The sequence below is a fragment of the Bacillus cereus group sp. N14 genome (genome assembly GCF_016483555.1).
GTDB lineage: Bacteria > Bacillota > Bacilli > Bacillales > Bacillaceae_G > Bacillus_A > Bacillus_A wiedmannii.
The window spans coordinates 211,601-230,879 of sequence record NZ_JAEHBQ010000007.1 but is presented as its reverse complement, the minus strand read 5'-3'; the positions used below and the strand labels follow the sequence as shown (position 1 = coordinate 230,879).

The following is a 19,279-nucleotide window of genomic DNA, read 5'->3' as shown; positions in this document are numbered from 1 at the left end:
TTGTATCCGAATTTACGCCCTCGGAGTGTTACATCAAACGAAAGTAGCTTCTGTGAAATCGGACACGTAGAACAGGGGAATAAACAAAATTTATAGATTTTTATAAGTTTATGGCAACGGATTATGATGACAGTAGTAATTGGATTAACGGGAGGCATTGCAAGCGGAAAAAGTACAGTGTCTCAAATGTTTCGTGAACTGAGTATACCAGTTATTGATGCAGATATTATTGCAAGAGAAGTTGTAGAGCGAGGAAAACCAGCATATAACAAAATTGTAGAAGTGTTTGGAACGGAAGTATTACAAGAAGATGGAGAACTGGATCGGCCGAAATTAGGAAGTGTCGTTTTCTATAATGAAGAAAAACGATTGCAGTTAAATAAAATTGTTCATCCTGCAGTGCGTGAGGAAATGAATACGCAAAAGGAAATGTACATAAAAGAAGGGGCGCAAGCGGTTGTGTTAGATATCCCTCTTTTGTTTGAGAGTAAATTAACAAGTCTCGTTGATCGTGTTTTAGTTGTAGCAGTTACACCGAAAATACAATTAGAACGTTTAATGAAACGAAATAATTTTTCAGAAGAAGAAGCAAGAGCTCGCATTCAATCTCAAATGCCGTTAGAAGAAAAAGTGAAGAATGCAGATGAAGTGATAAATAATGATGGCACAATTATGGGAACGAAAACACAATTACAGGTAATTTTAAAGAATTGGAACATTATTGACTAAAAAATTGTGAAATTAATGAAAATGCTTAGTGACATATCCCCTTTTTGTGTTATACTATTATTGGGATTGGAGATAAATAGTATAACGCATTCAAGGGGGATAACATATTATGACTCGTGTGGCAATTAATGGATTTGGACGTATTGGGAGAATGGTATTTCGTCAGGCAATAAAAGAAAGCGCATTCGAAATTGTAGCAATCAATGCAAGCTATCCATCTGAAACGTTAGCACATTTAATTAAATATGATACAGTTCACGGCAAGTTTGACGGAACAGTAGAAGCATTTGAAGATCACTTATTAGTTGATGGGAAAATGATTCGCCTTTTAAACAACCGCGATCCAAAGGAATTGCCTTGGACAGATCTAGGTGTTGAAGTTGTAATTGAAGCAACTGGTAAATTTAATTCAAAAGAAAAAGCAATTCTACATGTTGAAGCTGGAGCGAAAAAAGTTATTTTAACAGCGCCTGGTAAAAATGAAGATGTAACAATTGTAGTTGGTGTGAACGAAGACCAATTAGATATTACAAAACATACTGTTATTTCAAATGCATCTTGCACAACAAACTGTTTAGCGCCTGTTGTTAAGGTGTTAGATGAGCAGTTTGGAATTGAAAACGGTTTAATGACAACTGTTCACGCTTATACAAATGACCAAAAAAATATTGATAACCCACATAAAGATTTAAGAAGAGCACGTGCTTGCGGACAATCAATCATTCCGACAACGACAGGTGCCGCGAAAGCGCTTGCAAAAGTTCTTCCGCACTTAAACGGAAAACTTCATGGTATGGCACTTCGTGTACCAACACCAAACGTGTCTCTTGTTGACTTAGTAGTAGATGTAAAGCGTGATGTGACAGTTGAAGCTATTAATGAAGCATTCAAAACTGTTGCAAACGGTGCGTTAAAAGGCATTGTAGAATTCAGCGAAGAGCCTTTAGTATCTATTGACTTTAATACAAATACACACTCAGCTATTATTGATGGTTTATCTACAATGGTAATGGGTGATCGTAAAGTGAAAGTACTTGCTTGGTATGATAACGAGTGGGGTTACTCTCGTCGTGTTGTAGATCTTGTAACGTTAGTTGTTGACGAATTAGCGAAACAAAAAAATGTGCAACATATTTAAGTGAATAAGGGAGAGGGCAAGTGAATATTTGCCCTCTTTTTTTATTTTTTTCTGAAAAGGAAAAAAATTATATAAGTATATTTTTGAAAGTGGACATACCACGAAACGTTGTGATTACTGTATTTGTGAATCGTTTATTTTTTTTAGGGAAAAGTAAAGAGGAAAATATGACAGAAAATCGAAAAAACTGTTGTTGCAAAATGAAAATAAACAAAGTATACTAACACTCGTAAACTTAAGAGCTGAGGTACGTAGTCACTACTTAAAGGGTTAGGACCTCTCTGGACTAACTTTCCCCCGTGGTAGTGGAGCAAGCCAAATTGCAAATTAGTTTTCAATTCGAACAGTTAGAATAAATTTACAAGGGGGAACTGTAGAATGGATACTATGGATACGATGGGTCGTCACGTAATCGCTGAACTTTGGGATTGCGATTTCGACAAGCTTAATGACATGCCGTATATTGAACAATTATTTGTGGATGCAGCACTGAGAGCTGGTGCTGAAGTGCGTGAGGTTGCTTTCCATAAATTTGCACCACAAGGTGTAAGTGGAGTAGTAATTATCTCGGAATCACATTTAACAATTCATAGCTTTCCGGAGCACGGTTACGCAAGTATTGATGTTTATACTTGTGGGGATCGTATTGATCCAAATGTTGCTGCAGAATATATTGCAGAAGGTTTAAACGCGAAAACGCGTGAGAGCATCGAGCTTCCTCGAGGCACTGGTAGCTTCGAAATTAAGCAGAGAGAAACAAAAGCTCTTTAAAAAAGAACATAATTGATTTAAAATGTAAAGAGGTGTATAATGCACCTCTTTTTTAGTTTATAAAAAAGGGAAAATATAACGTACTCGTTAGTGAGATAAATTGAGCTCTTACGAATAAGTTAGCACCCCATCTACCATCTTATTTTTGAAAACGAGATGATAAAATAATGTGTTTAAACTTAAAGTGGTAAGAGAGTTAGAATGAGTTATATAATATTGTATATATATTGTCAGATGAAGTAAGTAGAGAAAAAATAAAGAGTATAGTGTAAAGGAGTGAATATATTGCGTTGTCCATCCTGTTCGCATAATGGTACAAGAGTGTTAGATTCGCGTCCGGTAGACGAGGGGCGCTCTATTCGAAGAAGGAGAGAGTGTGAAAGTTGTTTAAGTCGCTTTACGACATTTGAAAGAGTAGAAGAGTCACCTCTTATCGTTGTAAAAAAAGAAGGCACACGAGAAGAGTTTAATAAAGAAAAGATTTTGCGCGGCTTAATTAAAGCGTGCGAAAAAAGACCAGTATCTTTAAGACAATTAGAAGAAGTAACTCAAAGTGTGGAACGTGAACTTCGTAATTTAGGTATATCAGAAGTGAAAAGTGATATGATTGGTGAAATTGTTATGGAAGAACTGCGTGATATTGATGATGTTGCTTACGTGCGTTTTGCTTCTGTATATCGCCAATTTAAAGATTTAAATGTATTTATTGAAGAATTAAAAGATATACTGCAAAAAGAAAGAGAGTAGAAGTTGTATTTTATTCTCTTTACATACCGTAAGTAATGAGATAAGAGAGCTAGAAGCGAAAGCTAATAGCTCTTTTTCGCTAAGCAATTATATAATGAAGATAGAACGAATGAAGTAGAGGATAGATTGGATGAGAGAAAGGAAAAGCAAGAATGGAAAAACAGTCATGGATGGAGCTATTGCCAATTGATCGTTATAAAGTAAGTGCGAAAGGGTTACTGCATAATTACGACCGAAAAGTGTTAACGATGTTGTATCAGCCGTTAATAGGTAGTAGAGCTTTTAGCTTGTACATGACACTATGGGGAGAGTTAGAGCAAGATCGTGTGTTTGGAAAAGAGAATACACATCATTCCCTTATGGTGACCATGCAAATGCAGCTTCCCGAAATATATGAAGAACGAGTAAAGTTAGAAGCAATTGGGCTTTTGAAGGTATATATTAAGAAAGAAAAAGATATTCGAATGTTTATATACGAATTGCAACCACCTTTATCTCCGAAGCAGTTTTTTGATGATATTGTGTTAAGCATCTTTTTATACAATCGATTGAGTCGGACAAAATATAATCAAGTAAAGCAATATTTCTTAGAAGAAGAATTTGATTTTGCTTCTTATGAAAATGTTACGCGTTCTTTCAATGATGTGTTTGGTTCGTTTAATCCAGGACAGCTTGAGCATGCGCAAGAAGATCTTCGTATTCCAAAAACGACAGCTATGCCAAGTAACGAGAAGGGAGACTCTCCAAAAGTTTGGAATGATTTCTTTGATTTCTCCTTATTTGTAGATGGCTTGTCCGCTCTTGTCCCTAAAAAGGCGATTACAGATCAAGTGCGAGAATGTGTCATTACACTTGCTTACGTGTACGATGTAGATGTGTTATCGATGCAAAATATCGTTCTTGGTACGGTGACAGAGATGCAGACAATTGATATTGAAAGGCTTAGAAAAGGAGCACGTGATTGGTATCAGTTCGAAAATGGTCAAGCGTTACCTGTATTAAGTGAAAGAGTACAACCTCACGCTGCACGTATGATGGAAGGGAAAGAGCCTTCTACGCAAGAAGAGATGTTAATAAAACAGTTAGAGGAAATCTCACCAAAACAACTATTAAAAGAAATCTCTGGTGGTGCAGAGGCGACAAAGGCTGACTTGCAGATCGTTGAAGATGTAATGATCAATCAAAAATTAACGCCAGGTGTTGTGAATGTACTTATTTATTACGTTATGCTACGCTCAGATATGAAGCTTGCGAAAACGTATGTGGAGAAAATTGCTGGGCATTGGGCACGTAAAAAGGTCGGTACAGTAGCTGAAGCAATGGCGTTAGCGAAAGAAGAAAATCGTCAATATCAAGAATGGGCTGAGACGAAGAAAAAAGGCCGTACGTCGAAGAAAACGATAAGAAAAGAAATGGTACCAGATTGGCTGAAAGAAGAGCCGAAAGAACAAGAGAAAGAAACAGTGAAGAAAGATGTAAGTAAGAAAAAAGATGCAAGTACGTTAGATGATGAACGAAAACGACTAGAAGAAGTGTTAAAAAAATATAAGCGTGATTAATAGAAGAGAATGAACGCTCTTTGAGGTGAGAAAATGGAGCATATTCAAAATTCATTTGCAAAGTTAATGGAAAATAAAAATTTTAAAAATAGATATGAAGTATTAAAGGCGGAAGTAATGGCACATCCGCGTGTGAAAGAATTTATAGACGAACATCAAGGTGAAGTAACAACTTCTATGATTGAGCGCAGCCTTGTGAAGTTATACGAATATATTGGACAAAGTGTAGGTTGCGTAGATTGTCCGGATTTAGGTTCGTGTAAAAACATGCTGCAAGGATATGAGCCAAAGCTCGTTATCCAAGGGAAGATGATTGATATTCAATACGATCGTTGCGTTAGAAAAGTAGCATATGACGAGAGAAAGAAATATGAAAAACTCGTTCAAAGTGTATATATGCCAACTGACATTTTACAGGCAACGATGGAAAACTTAGATCCTTCAGATTTAGATGCGCGTATTGATGCAATTGGTGCTGCCAATGAATTTTTAAGTGCATATGAACCTGGTAAAAAAGTACAAGGTTTATATTTGTACGGTAAATTTGGTGTAGGGAAAACGTATTTGTTAGGAGCAATGGCGAATGAGCTTGCTCAAAAGAAAATAAGTTCGATGCTCGTATACTTCCCTGAATTTCTACGTGAAATTAAAAGTTCGATTCAAGATAATTCGATTGGGGAAAAGATTGATGCGGTGAAACGCGTACAAGTTTTAATGCTAGATGATATCGGAGCAGAAGCGATGTCAAGCTTTGTGCGTGACGATGTACTTGGCGCAATTTTGCAATTCCGTATGTTAGAAAACTTACCGACGTTCTTTACGTCTAACTTTGATTTCAAGGAATTGGAACATCATTTAACGTATACACAACGTGGTGAAGCAGAACAAATGAAAGCAGCACGTATTATGGAACGAATTAAATATTTAGCGAAGCCAATTCCGATTGGCGGGAAAAACCGACGTCATAAGTAAAGAGTAAGCTGAAAAGCTTGCTCTTTTTTCGTTTTGAACACTTTTTAGAATAGGTGAATTGTAAAACGAAAAACTTCTTATAGAAAATTCATTGTAGCTTGTATCATTTTTTTCTCCCTCCCTTAATATATATAAAATTAGCAAGCCATATTGAGTGGATTTTCTAACGATAGGAAATGTAATTCTACTAAGAGTGAACTTCCACGGGACGGACTCTTATAGGATTTGTAACGTATAGATACAATCCTTTAGAGCAGGGATAAAAGGGGGGACAAAAGTGATTGAAATTTGCTTCGAAGAAAAAAATGATGCTATGCATGTATATAGACAACTATTGAAAAGAGCGGAACTGTTATATAAGGAAACGAGTGTGTATTTACAGGAACAAAAAGTGGTGATTCATATACCAGTATGTGAATCGAATTATATTGAAAAGATTTTATTGCCGGTAATGGTATATTTCATTGTGAATGTAAAGCAAAATGAGTGGATTTATACAATCTTAAAAGAGAAGTTTTTTTATGAAGAAGAGGAAGAGTGTCATCAAATATTGCATATGGCACAAGAGATTTTAAAGGGAAGAAGAAAAGAGATTGCTCGAGAATTAACACGTCACACATTTGAATCGTATATTAAATCCTCTTTAAATAACTGGCTTTGTGATCCGCTTTCGTTCTCGTTTTCATCATATGTTCGTTTTCGCCTTCGTACATATAGGGAAATGGTAGCTAAGCTTGCTGAAGTGTCGATTGATGAGTATAAGTTGGAACAAGAATATCAAATGTTTATTGAGACGCTAAGGCAACAAGTGCGTAGCCGAAAATCACGTTTGTCCTGTGTGCATCTTGTTTTTGATGAAAGCTTTATTTTCTATGATGATAAAGGTAGACGTTTAAAACAGGAGAAATTGGTCCAATATATAGATGAGGAATTATTGAAGCAAAAGGATGTATATATTGATACGAAAGTAATTGCACCACTTCTTTCTATTTCGCCGAAAAAAATTTATTTATATACGAAAGAACAAGACCATAATATGATTATTACTTTGCGAAATGTATTTCAAGAACGGGTTCAATTACATGGATTACATGAGTTTGAGCGCAATGTGAAAAATTTAAAAAATAAAGGTAACGCCCTTGATTTTCTAAGTTTTTGAGCATATAATTACCTACATAAATGAAATATATTGAAATGTCATGATGAGGACATGAGTAGTTTTCTACGATTTTCAGAGAGGGAAGCCTTAGGGTGTGAGCTTCCTAATACGGGATTATTACTTACCACCTCTAAACTTTAGCAGTGAACGGTTTTTTCTAGTAATTGCTAACGGACAACACCGTTATGTTGAACTTGAGCAATTAACAATAATGTTAATTGGAACAAGGGTGGAACCACGAATTCAACACTCGTCCCTTTTTACGGGATGAGTGTTTTTTATTTTGAAAAAAAGAGGAGTGACCAGTGATGGCAGATGTAGTTAAAATTACTTTCCCTGATGGAGCTGTGAAGGAGTTTCCAAAAGGCGTAACAACTGAAGAAATCGCAGCTTCTATTAGCCCAGGCTTAAAGAAAAAAGCTGTGGCTGGAAAATTAAACGATGAGATGATCGATCTTGTTACACCAATCGAAGAAGATGGTGCAGTTTCTATTATTACATTAGATTCTGAAGATGGCTTATACATTTTACGCCATTCAACAGCCCACCTATTAGCACAAGCGTTAAAACGTTTATATAAAGATGCTAAGCTTGAGCTTGGCATTGGTCCAGTAATTGAAAATGGCTTCTACTATGATATTGATATGGAAGAAGCAATTACAGTTGAAGACTTCAAGAAAATCGAAAAAGAAATGCAAAAAATTGTGAACGAGAACTTAGAAATCGTTCGTCATGAAGTGCCACGTGCAGAAGCACTTCGTCGCTTTGAAGAAATCGGCGATGAGTTAAAATTAGATTTAATTAACGATCTTCCAGAAGATGCAGTTATTTCAATCTATGAGCAAGGCGAATTCTTCGACCTTTGCCGTGGTGTTCACCTTCCATCTACAGGGAAAATTAAAGTATTTAAATTATTAAGCGTTGCAGGTGCTTACTGGCGCGGCGATAGCAATAATAAAATGCTACAACGTATTTACGGTACTGCATTCGTTAAGAAAGCAGAATTAGATGAGCACTTACGTATGCTTGAAGAAGCGAAAGAGCGTGATCACCGTAAATTAGGTAAAGAATTAAAACTATTTACTAATAGCCAAAAAGTAGGACAAGGTTTACCACTTTGGTTACCAAAAGGTGCAACTATCCGCCGCATTATCGAGCGTTACATCGTTGATAAAGAAGCAAGCTTAGGCTATGATCACGTATACACTCCAGTACTAGGAAGCAGAGAGCTTTATGAAACTTCTGGTCACTGGAATCACTACCGTGATGGTATGTTCCCATCAATGGAAATGGATAATGAAGAGTTAGTTCTTCGTCCGATGAACTGCCCTCACCACATGATGGTTTATAAAAATGATATTCACAGCTACCGTGAATTACCAATCCGTATTGCGGAACTTGGAACAATGCACCGCTATGAAATGTCTGGAGCATTATCTGGATTACAACGTGTACGCGGAATGACTTTAAACGATGCGCACATTTTCGTTCGCCCAGATCAAATTAAAGAAGAGTTAAAACGTGTTGTAAACTTAACTCTAGAAGTGTACAAAGATTTCGGTTTAGAGAACTATTCATTCCGTCTATCTTATCGTGACCCAGCTGATACTAAAAAGTACTATGCTGATGATGAGATGTGGGAAAAAGCACAAGGTATGTTAAAAGAAGCTATGGATGAAATGGGTCTTGATTACTATGAAGCTGAAGGTGAAGCGGCATTCTACGGTCCAAAACTTGACGTTCAAGTTCGTACTGCTCTTGGAAAAGACGAAACACTTTCAACTGTACAATTAGACTTCTTACTTCCAGAACGCTTTGAATTATCTTACGTTGGTGAAGACGGTAAACAACATCGTCCAGTTGTAATTCACCGTGGTGTTGTATCAACTATGGAACGTTTCGTAGCCTTCTTAATTGAAGAATACAAAGGTGCATTCCCAACTTGGTTAGCTCCAGTTCAAGCGCAAGTAATTCCAGTTTCTCCGCAAGTACATTTAGACTATGCGAAGAAAGTACAAGATGAATTACGTCGTGCTGGTATCCGTGTTGAATTAGATACTCGTGAAGAGAAAATTGGTTACAAAATCCGTGAAGCACAAATGCAAAAAATTCCGTACATGCTTGTAGTAGGTGACAATGAAGTAACTGAAAACGGCGTAAACGTACGTAAATATGGTGAACAAAAATCAGAAACAATTGCATTAGATGCTTTTGTTGATATGATTAAAGTAGAAGGAAAACGATAAGACAGAGCCGCGGTATACCGCGGCTTTCTTATGTATTAGAAAAAAGAAAAACTAGAAAAAATAACCAAACAATACTTATCATAAAAAAGTATTGCAAGTATGTTAGTTGTTTGTTACAATATTTCTTGTTGTTAGTAAAACACATCGCGTCTTCTTGACAGACGTCATGTCCTATGATAAACTCATCAAGGATAATAGAATATTGTTTTGTGGAACAAGTAGAAGCACCCGCTTCTCACCTGATGGACGCATTCGCAGTTTACAGGTAAATGTATTTCTTACTTAAGAATTTACAAGTGTGGGTGTCGTATGCCCGCACTTTTTTTGTCGGGTTCTATGACTACAAAAGATGTTCTGAAAAAACCTTGGAGGTGGCTTACTATTAGCAAGGATATGATGATTAACGAGCAAATTCGTGCACGTGAAGTACGTTTAGTTGGTGCAAATGGCGATCAACTTGGAATCAAGTCTCGTAATGACGCTTTAGACTTAGCTGCAAATCTTAATCTTGATTTAGTATTAGTTGCTCCAAATGCGAAACCGCCAGTATGCCGCATTATGGACTACGGTAAATTCCGCTTTGAGCAACAGAAGAAAGAAAAAGAACAGCGCAAAAATCAAAAAGTAATTAGCATGAAAGAAGTTCGTTTAAGTCCAACAATTGATGAACACGACTTTAACACAAAACTTCGTAATGCTATCAAGTTTTTAGAGAAAGGCGACAAGGTTAAAGCGTCAATTCGCTTTAAAGGACGTGCCATTACTCATAAAGAAATCGGTCAACGTGTTTTAGATCGCTTCTCAGAAGCTTGTGCTGAAGTTAGTACAATTGAATCTAAGCCTAAAATGGAAGGACGTAGTATGTTCTTAGTTTTAGCACCGAAAAACGATAAGTAATAGATAGAGGAGGAAATACCTATGCCTAAACAAAAAACTCATCGCGGCTCTGCAAAGCGTTTCAAAAAGACTGGATCAGGTAAACTGAAACGTTCTCACGCTTACACAAGCCATTTATTCGCTAACAAATCTACAAAAGCTAAACGTAAACTACGTAAAGCTGGTGTAGTAAGCGCTGGTGACTTCAAACGCATTCGTCAAATGCTTGACAACTTAAAATAAGTTCGGCTGATATATAGAACAATTAGGAGGTAATATTATGCCAAGAGTAAAAGGTGGTACAGTTACTCGTCAACGTCGTAAAAAAGTTATAAAATTAGCAAAAGGTTACTACGGTTCTAAGAGTACATTATTCAAGGTTGCTAACCAACAGGTTATGAAATCTCTAATGTATGCATTCCGTGACCGTCGTCAAAAGAAACGTGACTTCCGTAAATTATGGATTACACGTATCAACGCAGCAGCTCGTATGAATGGTCTTTCTTACAGCCGCTTAATGCACGGTCTTAAAAATGCTGGCATCGAAGTTAACCGCAAGATGCTTGCTGACTTAGCTGTTCATGACGAAAAAGCTTTCGCTGAATTAGCAACAGTTGCAAAAAACAACATTAACTAATTAATTAGTTGAAACCTTAGAAGATTTTTCTTCTAAGGTTTTTTTATTTGTATGCAAAGAGAAGTATGTCGTTATCGATATGACAAAATCAATATAAAAGCTATAGTGATATAGAAGAATATATATATGAAGCCAGGAGAATTCTCCTGGCTTTTTTCAATTATCCCCCTTTGGAAAGAAGAGTATCTTTCCTACCTGAAACGACACTGCTATAATGGAAAGATGATATGGAACTTTCATCAGATAAAATAAATTTTTTATCAGTGGACAATCCCCGGATAATGATTAACTATCACCAATCGGAGTGAACAATCTAATAGTGATGATTGAAACGTATTTGTAAATTAAGGACAAGCTATTTTGTAAAGAGATAAATGGCTGACTTATTAATAAGAAACGAAAAATAATAATGAACTTTGAGATGAAACAACATTGTTGCGTAAAATGCGATGTTGGAGGAGGACAATAGAATGGACTTACTACAACTATTTAAATTACAAAAAGAATTAGATGACCGTATTGTGAAAGAGCATGATTTACAACCGAAAAAGTTGTTAAAAGAAAAAATGTTAGCTCTTCTTGTAGAAATTGGAGAACTTGCAAATGAAACACGTTGTTTTAAATATTGGAGCAACAAACCAGCATCAGAACGTGAAGTAATATTAGAAGAATACGTAGATGGCTTGCATTTTATTTTATCAATCGGAATTGATTTAGGTATTGATAAAAACTTCCTATTCTATAAATGTGCACAAACGAATAAAACACAAGTAGAAATTTTCTTAGACACATATGCCAAAGTAATTCGTTTTACAGATCAACCATCTATTACGAACTATATTGAATTATTTACAAGCTATCTTCGACTTGGACAAGCGCTAGAGTTTGAGCAAGAAGAGATTGAAAAGGCATATTTAGATAAAAATGAAGTAAATCATCAGCGTCAAACACAAGGATACTGATTTAATTTTTGAATATTTCAATTTCCTTTTGTATAATGAAGTGACTGAAGAAAAAGGAGGGTGTTGGCAATGACAAAATTAGACGCGACATTGACAATGCTAAAAGAATTAACAGATGCACGTGGTATTGCGGGTAACGAGCGTGAACCACGCGAAGTAATGAAGAAATATATTGAGCCGTTTGCGGACGAACTTTCTACTGATAATTTAGGAAGCTTAGTTGCGAAAAAAGTAGGGGAAGAAAACGGCCCGAAAATTATGGTTGCAGGTCATTTAGATGAAGTCGGCTTTATGATCACGCAAATTGATGACAAAGGTTTCCTTCGTTTCCAAACGGTTGGTGGCTGGTGGTCACAAGTTATGCTTGCGCAGCGCGTGACAATTGTAACGCGTAAAGGAGATGTAACAGGTGTAATTGGTTCAAAACCACCGCACATCTTACCTCCAGAAGCGCGTAAAAAGCCAGTTGAAATTAAAGACATGTTCATCGATATTGGTGCTTCTAGCCAAGAAGAGGCAATGGAGTGGGGCGTACGACCAGGAGATCAAGTTGTACCTTACTTTGAATTCCAAGTGATGAAAAATGAAAAAATGTTACTTGCAAAAGCATGGGATAACCGAATTGGTTGTGCAATTGCAATTGACGTATTAAAGCAGTTAAAAGATGAAAAGCATCCAAACGTTGTATACGGCGTAGGGACTGTACAAGAAGAAGTTGGCCTTCGTGGCGCGAAAACATCTGCGAATTATATTAAACCAGATATCGCGTTCGCAGTAGATGTTGGCATCGCTGGAGATACGCCAGGTGTAACGGCAAAAGAAGCGCAAAGTAAAATGGGCGATGGACCACAGATTATTTTATATGATGCGTCTGTTATTGGTCATACTGGTTTACGTGACTTTGTAGTTGATGTTGCTGACGAATTAGAAATTCCGTATCAATATGATTCAGTAGCGGGCGGAGGAACGGATGCAGGTGCCATTCATATTGCTGTAAATGGTATTCCGTCTATGGCAATTACGATTGCAACGCGCTACATTCATTCTCATGCGGCAATGTTACACCGTGATGACTATGAAAATGCAGTGAAGTTAATTGTAGAAGTTATTAAACGTCTTGATAAAGAGGCTGTACATAACATTACATTTAATTAATAGAAAAAGCGAAGGAGATTTTCCTTCGCTTTTTTATGTTTTAAAAAGGTCGTTCTAATCCTGCAGCAGTATGAGCTCCTAAAATAATTAAACGAGTTAATTGCATGGCCATAAAATGCGGGGTATAAATCATCCCTCTTTTTAACCATGACATAATCATCCCGATATGAGCTCCTGTCACATAACTAATTAAAATATCACGAGGAACCATAAGATCTTTATCATCTGGCTGTGAAATAGACAAGCTTAATGTTAAATGTGTTTGTATTGTTTTCATCATTTTATAAGAGTAGTTTCCAGCGGCTTTATCACCAAGCATAACGTTATAGAAGTTCACATTTTCTGCGATATGTTCGAACAAAGCCAAAAATGTCGGATGTGGTGAATCAAATGTAAGTTGAAACTCTTCTTTATTTCTATTTTTCGGCTTAATAACTTCTGTTAACTTCTCTAACATTTCTTCAATGCTTTTGTCTAATAGGTCATATTTATCATGGTAATGGCTATAAAACGTAGCGCGATTTACAGGAGCACGTTCTGCAATATGTTGAACAGTTACATCATCAAATCCTTTTTCGCCTACTAAAGCGACAAAAGCATCCTGTATGAGTTGTCTCGTCCGCTTTACACGTGGATCATTTGTATTTTTAATAGACATTTTTACTTCCCTTCGTTTAATTTTCTATACTTAAACAACATATAGGTATTATATTGTTGTTTAAGCGACATTTCATGCGTAAATTGTTGGTTGTAGATTCAAAATAATTATTTATAATTATAAACGATAGTCCTTCAGAAATCAGCACCGCTCGCAGGTAGATAAATTTCAATTTACACCGCAGATGGTGTGATTTTTTTGTTTAAAAGTTAATATAATTAACAATTAAACAATCTAAACAATAAGGACGTAAATAGTTTAGAAAAAAATTATATGCGATATAAGGAGAGGAATGCAATGAATCAGTTTCGAAGAATGGTGATTATCAACATTATCACATTAATTGTACTAGTTGGCGGCGGTATTGGCGGTTATTACTATTACAATCAAGCGGAAAATTATTTAAAAACAGAAAATGCAAAAATTGATGGAAAGGTAATTCCGATTGCATCACCAGTAGCAGGTAAATTAACTGACTGGAAAGCTGAAGTAGGAAAGAATTACAATGAAAATGATAAATTAGGTGCTGTTACTGTAGCGGCAGCAAATGGAGAACAAACAGTAGATGTAACAATTCCACAAAATGCAACAATTGTACAATCAAATGCAACGACAAATGCTTTCGTTGGAGCAGGTAGCCCAATTGCTTATGCATTTGATATGAACAACTTATGGGTAACAGCAAACATTGAAGAAACAGATGTTGACGATGTACAAAAAGGTCAAGATGTAGATGTGTATGTAGATGCATACCCAGATACAACGTTATCAGGAAAAGTAGAGCAAGTTGGATTAACAACAGCGAATACATTCTCTATGTTACCATCAAGCAACGCAACAGCGAACTATACGAAAGTAACACAAGTAGTACCAGTTAAAATTTCTTTAGATCATAGTAAATCAGTAAATATTGTTCCTGGAATGAATGTGTCAGTTCGTATTCATAAGTAAGGGGGAGATGAGATGTCCTCAATTGCAATTGCAGGATATGCACTATTTTGTATAATCGTCTTCTTCCTTGTAAATCGTCTTTTACGAAAGAAAAAAACGAACGTGGGAGAAGAACAAGTCCCAGCCGTAAATAAAATAGAAGTAAGTAAGGTAGAAACAGAAGAGAAAGAAATTGAACGAAAGCAAGAAGCAGAAATTTCTAATGTAGTTGAGTTAGAAACAGGAAAGCAAGAAGAAGTAAAACAAGAAAAAGAAGTGCGGAAAAAACAAATGTCTACGCCTGTAGAAAATGTGAACGTAAAAGCAGTTGTAGCTGTATTAATTCTCGGCATGTTCGTTTCTATTTTAAACCAAACAATTATTAACGTTGCATTGCCTCCGTTAATGAACGAATTTAACGTATCAACTTCAACAGCACAATGGTTAATTACAGGCTTCATGCTTGTAAATGGTATTTTAGTACCGATTAGTGCCTTTTTAGTTTCACGATTTACGTATCGTAAATTATTCGTAGCGGCAATGTTATTCTTCACGGTAGGATCTATCATTTGTGCTATTTCAGGAAACTTTACAATGATGATGACGGGCCGCGTTATTCAGGCGGTGGGTGCAGGTATTTTAATGCCGGTTGGTATGAATATTTTCATGACATTATTCCCGCCTCATAAGCGCGGAGCAGCGATGGGATTACTAGGTGTAGCAATGATTTTAGCACCAGCTATCGGACCAACTGTAACGGGCTGGGTGATTGAAAACTATAGCTGGAACTTAATGTTCTATGCGATGTTTATCATCGGTTTAATTATTACATTCCTATCTTTAAAATTCTTTACACTAGCTCAGCCAGTATCTAAAACGAAGTTAGATGTATTCGGTGTTGTTAGTTCAAGTATTGGACTAGGTAGCTTATTGTACGGATTTAGTGAAGCAGGAAATAATAGTTGGACTAGTGCAGAGGTTGTTATTTCACTTATCATTGGTGTAGTAGGTATTGCGGTATTTATTTGGAGAGAGCTAACAACGGACAATAAAATGCTTGATTTACAAGTGTTTAAATACCCAGTATTTACTTTTACTTTAGTAATTAATGCAATTGTTACGATGGCATTATTCGGAGGTATGTTATTACTTCCGGTATATCTGCAAAACATTCGTGGTTTCACACCGATAGAATCAGGTTTATTACTACTGCCAGGATCATTAATTATGGGGATCATGGGACCTATTGCAGGTAAACTATTTGATAAGTATGGTATTCGTCCGTTAGCAATTGTCGGTTTAGCCATTACAACGTTTGCGACATATGAATTCACAACGTTATCGATGGATACACCGTATAGCGTTATTATGACGGATTATATTATACGTTCGATTGGTATGTCATTCATTATGATGCCAATTATGACAGCAGGTATGAACGCACTGCCGATGAAATTAATTTCTCACGGTACAGCAACGCAAAATACGTCAAGACAAGTAGCTGGTTCAATTGGAACAGCGATATTAATTACACTTATGACGCAACAAACGACTGCTCACGTAGCAGATTACGGCAACATGTTAACAACGTCAAACCCAATTTTAGTTGATAAAGTACACGGCATGGGGCAAAGTTTAGCAGCTATTGCTGGATCAGCGCAAGCAGGAGATGCGATGAGCACGCAACTATTATTTGGACAAATTTCAAAGCTATCTGCAATTAACGGTATTAACGATGCCTTCTTAATTGCAACGATACTCGCAGGGATTGCTTGGGTGTTATCGTTCTTCTTACCGTCAGGCAATAAATCAAATAGAAAAGCAGGGAATTAATTTCCCTGCTTTTTTTGTGCTTTTTATAAAAGGAATTCAACTAAATATAGAATGAATCCCCTGCAGACATGAGTCCCCAAAAAATAACCCCTAATATTCCTGCAATAAAAATAATGAATCCCATATTGCGTATACTTTTAATTTTTGCTTTTAACCCAATGAATCCCGCTAATAATCCAGTTAAAGAAAAAAGGATCCAGTATAGAGAAGTTGGAATAGGAAGGATTGTATCACCATTAATCCCCATGCTCCAAAAAACATAAGGTAGCAAGGTAAAGGATAGGCTGAGTATCCCTGTTAAACAAATGAGCAATTTGCGATGTTTAATTCCTGCAATAATTAAAAAAATACCGCCAAAAAGCCCACATAGAGTAAGAAGTGGTACATAGAAAATCCAAAGTAAGCTCAAAACGTGCATATATAATCTCCCTGTAGTTAATGAGTTATATTTTACTGCATAAGGTTTATTTTGGATATTATTAATGAATATGTATAAATTGATAGAAATGAGTAGTACCGATACGAATTAATAGATGTAGAGTAAGTTAGAGAGGAGGGGGCTCGTGAAAATTACAGAAGAGAACGTTGTGAATCAGCTAAGGAAAAGGAACGAAAAAGCATTATATTTTATTATCGACCAGTACGGCGGACTTATAAAAAGTATTATTCAGAAGCATTTAGCTTCGTTCGAAGATGTGCAAGAGGAATGTATGGATGATGTGTTATTGGCGATTTGGAATCATATTGAAAAGTATGATGAAGAGAAAAATACTTTAAAAAATTGGATTGCGGCTATTACAAAATATAAATCTATCGATTATGCGAGAAAATATGCGAAGGCAGTAAATGAAAATGGGATAGATCACATAGATGAAATAGCGGTACATACCGATACGACTAAAAGAGAAATTAGTAATGATATGGAACATATATTAAATCATTTAAAGAAGAACGATAAAGAAATCTTTATGAAGCATTACGTGGAAGAAGATAGTGTAGAAGATATTGCGGAGAAAATGGGAGTGAAAACTTCTTTTATATACAATCGTCTATCAAGAGGTCGAAAGAAGTTAAGGGCATTATTTTTACATAACCGGATGAAATAAATAAGAGAAGAGGTGAAGGTAATGAAAGACCCATATGAAATGTTAAATGATATAAAAATGGATGAGAATGAATATGAAGAGATTAACTTAACTCATATAGAGAAACAGAAAATAAAAAAGCGAGTTCGTAAAAAAATAAACAAGAACAAAGCTCATACGAAACGGAATGTAGCGATTATAACATCTGCTGCGGCATTATTTATCATAATGATGACTGTAGATATGAGAAGAATGATTGCAGATATACCGTTAATCGGAAGTAAAATGGAAGACTACGTAAACAGTAGAGGCGAACCTTTAAAAGAATATAAAACGACAATAGGACAAACAGTTTATGATAACGGTGTAGAAGTACGGTTAGATGAAGTGATGATAGATGAAGGGCAGATTATTGTTAATAGTACGTTTAAGTCTAGTCGAATCAATTTAGAGGGTTCTTATCCTAGTCCTGATATTTATATAAATGGAAAACAGTTAAATGGCAGTGGTAGTGGTGGAGACAAGAAAATAAATGAGTACACGTATACATTTTTTTCAAATATAGATTTAAAAGATGATGAAATGAATCCTCTAGAAATTCGTGGAGAATGTGATGTACAAGTTGTATATAGGGATATTTCTTTAAAAGAGGGCAATTCAACATGGAAAGGAGAATGGGGCTTTTCCTTCAAAGCGTCTGGAGACAAAATAAAAGCTGAAACGAAAACAATCCCAATCCATAAGCATTTTAAATTAGAAAATGGTCAAAAAATAGAAGTGGAAGATTTAAAAGTTTCTCCTATATCTGCGAAGTTGAACTATAAGATGTTGAATGGAACAAAATTAGAGGTGAAATTTATCGCGAAAGATCAAGATGGAAAAGAGTTAATACCACATTCAGGCCTTACACTATCGAAAAATAGTTATTGGCGATTTGAAAAACTAGAAGATCGTGTAACGAAAATTGTTCTGACGCCTGTTCTAACTTCTGGTGAAGAGAGAGAAAAGAAAACGAATTATCGAAAAGTGTTAACGGAAGAAGAGTTTGAAGTTGTGATAAAAGAGTGAAAAGAGGTATCGCGATGATACCTCTTTCTAACTTAAGAATGCCAACATATTATTCATAATATGAAATAACATAGCTGGAATAATGGATTTTGTTTTTTTACATAAAATCGCCATTAATAATCCCATGAAGAAAGTAATGACCATTACTCCAAGTGAGTATGTATGAGCGATACCGAAGAAGAAGCTTGTTAAGATCGCTGCAATCCAAAATGGAAAGCGCTCTGAGAAGAAGCGAAGTATAAAGCCACGGAAAATAAGTTCTTCAAAAATTGGTGTAAGTATAGCGAAACCGAGAAGTAATAATATTTGATACTGCTTAAAAACGTCTAAGTTTAGTGCGGAAGATTGCTGCTTTGTTGCGTCTTGGAACATATAATTTAATAAGATGTAATTGAGTAAAATGTTTATAGCGAAGAAAAGAAGTAAGTATACGTATGTACGCCATTCTTTCAGTGCTTTAAAGTTAAATGATTTTAGTAGTAATTTTTTTGCGGGTTCGAATTTAAAAATGAAGAATAACAACACGGCTAGTTGTAATACGGTACTTGCGGTATTTACGATAGATTCATACAGGGCAATTTGTTTTTTATCTGTAAGACCTGCTGTATAAATTGTTAAGGGCATTGCGAGGAACACAGTAATAAGTCCGGTTCCGAAAAAAGCGAATAAAACGGAGCTAATAAATTGTCCCCATGACATAGAGTATTTCTGTTCATTAGAAAGTTGTGTAGCGGGTTGCATTTATAAAATCACC

20 protein-coding genes and 2 other annotated features are annotated in these 19,279 nt (G+C 35.9%); of the genes, 17 read left to right on the top strand and 3 right to left on the bottom strand.

Features of this window, described 5'->3' with window-relative positions:
* The first annotated feature begins 126 nt into the window (after nucleotides 1–126).
* The 13 genes from coaE (at nucleotide 127) to JDS82_RS13330 (ending at nucleotide 12,951) form a co-directional block, all read left to right on the top strand.
* Entirely contained in the window at nucleotides 127–729 is a 603-nt protein-coding gene (coaE, locus tag JDS82_RS13390) for a dephospho-CoA kinase (RefSeq protein WP_075313676.1), read from the top strand.
* Between the two features lie 109 nt (nucleotides 730–838).
* Nucleotides 839–1,867 (top strand): glyceraldehyde-3-phosphate dehydrogenase, encoded by a 1,029-nt coding sequence (locus JDS82_RS13385; protein ID WP_000198978.1) that lies wholly within the window; start codon nucleotides 839–841, stop codon nucleotides 1,865–1,867.
* A 387-nt stretch (nucleotides 1,868–2,254) separates the two neighbouring features.
* On the top strand, nucleotides 2,255–2,638 hold the full coding sequence (gene speD / locus JDS82_RS13380; protein WP_002003660.1) for an adenosylmethionine decarboxylase: 384 nt from the start codon (nucleotides 2,255–2,257) through the stop codon (nucleotides 2,636–2,638).
* Between the two features lie 285 nt (nucleotides 2,639–2,923).
* Nucleotides 2,924–3,385: a transcriptional regulator NrdR gene (nrdR, locus tag JDS82_RS13375; RefSeq protein WP_001203687.1), complete on the top strand. Its 462-nt coding sequence runs from the start codon at nucleotides 2,924–2,926 to the stop codon at nucleotides 3,383–3,385.
* A gap of 152 nt (nucleotides 3,386–3,537) precedes the next feature.
* The gene (locus tag JDS82_RS13370) at nucleotides 3,538–4,944 is read left to right on the top strand and encodes a replication initiation and membrane attachment family protein (RefSeq protein WP_064474615.1); all 1,407 of its coding nucleotides are present in this window, start codon (nucleotides 3,538–3,540) and stop codon (nucleotides 4,942–4,944) included.
* A gap of 33 nt (nucleotides 4,945–4,977) precedes the next feature.
* Nucleotides 4,978–5,916, top strand: a complete 939-nt coding sequence (dnaI, locus tag JDS82_RS13365; protein WP_000400115.1) for a primosomal protein DnaI — start codon at nucleotides 4,978–4,980, stop codon at nucleotides 5,914–5,916.
* Between the two features lie 277 nt (nucleotides 5,917–6,193).
* Entirely contained in the window at nucleotides 6,194–7,075 is an 882-nt protein-coding gene (ytxC, locus tag JDS82_RS13360; RefSeq protein ID WP_000569617.1) for a putative sporulation protein YtxC, read from the top strand.
* 31 nt (nucleotides 7,076–7,106) lie between these two features.
* Nucleotides 7,107–7,336: a binding site (T-box leader), on the top strand.
* A 47-nt stretch (nucleotides 7,337–7,383) separates the two neighbouring features.
* Complete coding sequence (gene thrS / locus JDS82_RS13355) at nucleotides 7,384–9,321, top strand: threonine--tRNA ligase (RefSeq protein WP_000786074.1); 1,938 nt, start codon at nucleotides 7,384–7,386, stop codon at nucleotides 9,319–9,321.
* 210 nt (nucleotides 9,322–9,531) lie between these two features.
* Nucleotides 9,532–9,652 (top strand) — a sequence feature (ribosomal protein L20 leader region).
* A 62-nt stretch (nucleotides 9,653–9,714) separates the two neighbouring features.
* Nucleotides 9,715–10,218, top strand: coding sequence for a translation initiation factor IF-3 (infC, locus tag JDS82_RS13350; protein WP_000973214.1), 504 nt, complete (start codon nucleotides 9,715–9,717; stop codon nucleotides 10,216–10,218).
* A gap of 21 nt (nucleotides 10,219–10,239) precedes the next feature.
* The gene (gene rpmI / locus JDS82_RS13345) at nucleotides 10,240–10,440 is read left to right on the top strand and encodes a 50S ribosomal protein L35 (protein WP_001125946.1); all 201 of its coding nucleotides are present in this window, start codon (nucleotides 10,240–10,242) and stop codon (nucleotides 10,438–10,440) included.
* Nucleotides 10,441–10,477: 37 nt separating this feature from the next.
* Nucleotides 10,478–10,834 carry a 50S ribosomal protein L20 gene (rplT, locus tag JDS82_RS13340; protein WP_001138364.1) on the top strand — a complete coding sequence of 119 codons (357 nt, stop codon included), beginning with the start codon at nucleotides 10,478–10,480 and terminating at the stop codon, nucleotides 10,832–10,834.
* A 470-nt stretch (nucleotides 10,835–11,304) separates the two neighbouring features.
* Nucleotides 11,305–11,796 (top strand): dUTP diphosphatase, encoded by a 492-nt coding sequence (locus JDS82_RS13335; RefSeq protein ID WP_000365057.1) that lies wholly within the window; start codon nucleotides 11,305–11,307, stop codon nucleotides 11,794–11,796.
* 69 nt (nucleotides 11,797–11,865) lie between these two features.
* A complete protein-coding gene (locus JDS82_RS13330; protein ID WP_000163550.1) occupies nucleotides 11,866–12,951 on the top strand; it encodes a M42 family metallopeptidase in 1,086 nt (361 codons plus the stop codon).
* A 40-nt stretch (nucleotides 12,952–12,991) separates the two neighbouring features.
* Here the strand turns inward: JDS82_RS13330 and JDS82_RS13325 are convergent, their stop codons facing one another.
* Entirely contained in the window at nucleotides 12,992–13,609 is a 618-nt protein-coding gene (locus JDS82_RS13325; protein WP_000023655.1) for a TetR/AcrR family transcriptional regulator, read from the bottom strand.
* 297 nt (nucleotides 13,610–13,906) lie between these two features.
* Between JDS82_RS13325 and JDS82_RS13320 the strand changes: the two genes are divergently transcribed.
* Both JDS82_RS13320 and JDS82_RS13315 read left to right on the top strand, forming a co-directional pair.
* Entirely contained in the window at nucleotides 13,907–14,560 is a 654-nt protein-coding gene (locus tag JDS82_RS13320) for an HlyD family secretion protein (RefSeq protein ID WP_001071411.1), read from the top strand.
* A 12-nt stretch (nucleotides 14,561–14,572) separates the two neighbouring features.
* Nucleotides 14,573–16,372, top strand: coding sequence for a DHA2 family efflux MFS transporter permease subunit (locus tag JDS82_RS13315; protein ID WP_000094768.1), 1,800 nt, complete (start codon nucleotides 14,573–14,575; stop codon nucleotides 16,370–16,372).
* A 40-nt stretch (nucleotides 16,373–16,412) separates the two neighbouring features.
* Here JDS82_RS13315 and JDS82_RS13310 read toward each other — a convergent pair whose 3' ends face one another.
* On the bottom strand, nucleotides 16,413–16,790 hold the full coding sequence (locus tag JDS82_RS13310; RefSeq protein WP_000558271.1) for a hypothetical protein: 378 nt from the start codon (nucleotides 16,788–16,790) through the stop codon (nucleotides 16,413–16,415).
* A 145-nt stretch (nucleotides 16,791–16,935) separates the two neighbouring features.
* Here JDS82_RS13310 and JDS82_RS13305 point away from each other — a divergent pair, with 145 nt between their 5' ends.
* Nucleotides 16,936–17,478 carry a sigma-70 family RNA polymerase sigma factor gene (locus tag JDS82_RS13305; RefSeq protein WP_064470235.1) on the top strand — a complete coding sequence of 181 codons (543 nt, stop codon included), beginning with the start codon at nucleotides 16,936–16,938 and terminating at the stop codon, nucleotides 17,476–17,478.
* Between the two features lie 21 nt (nucleotides 17,479–17,499).
* Nucleotides 17,500–18,525, top strand: coding sequence for a DUF4179 domain-containing protein (locus tag JDS82_RS13300; RefSeq protein ID WP_000654752.1), 1,026 nt, complete (start codon nucleotides 17,500–17,502; stop codon nucleotides 18,523–18,525).
* A 27-nt stretch (nucleotides 18,526–18,552) separates the two neighbouring features.
* On the opposite strand, the gene JDS82_RS13295 is transcribed toward JDS82_RS13300, so the two are convergent.
* Nucleotides 18,553–19,266: a CPBP family intramembrane glutamic endopeptidase gene (locus JDS82_RS13295; RefSeq protein ID WP_061673009.1), complete on the bottom strand. Its 714-nt coding sequence runs from the start codon at nucleotides 19,264–19,266 to the stop codon at nucleotides 18,553–18,555.
* Nucleotides 19,267–19,279: the final 13 nt, after the last annotated feature.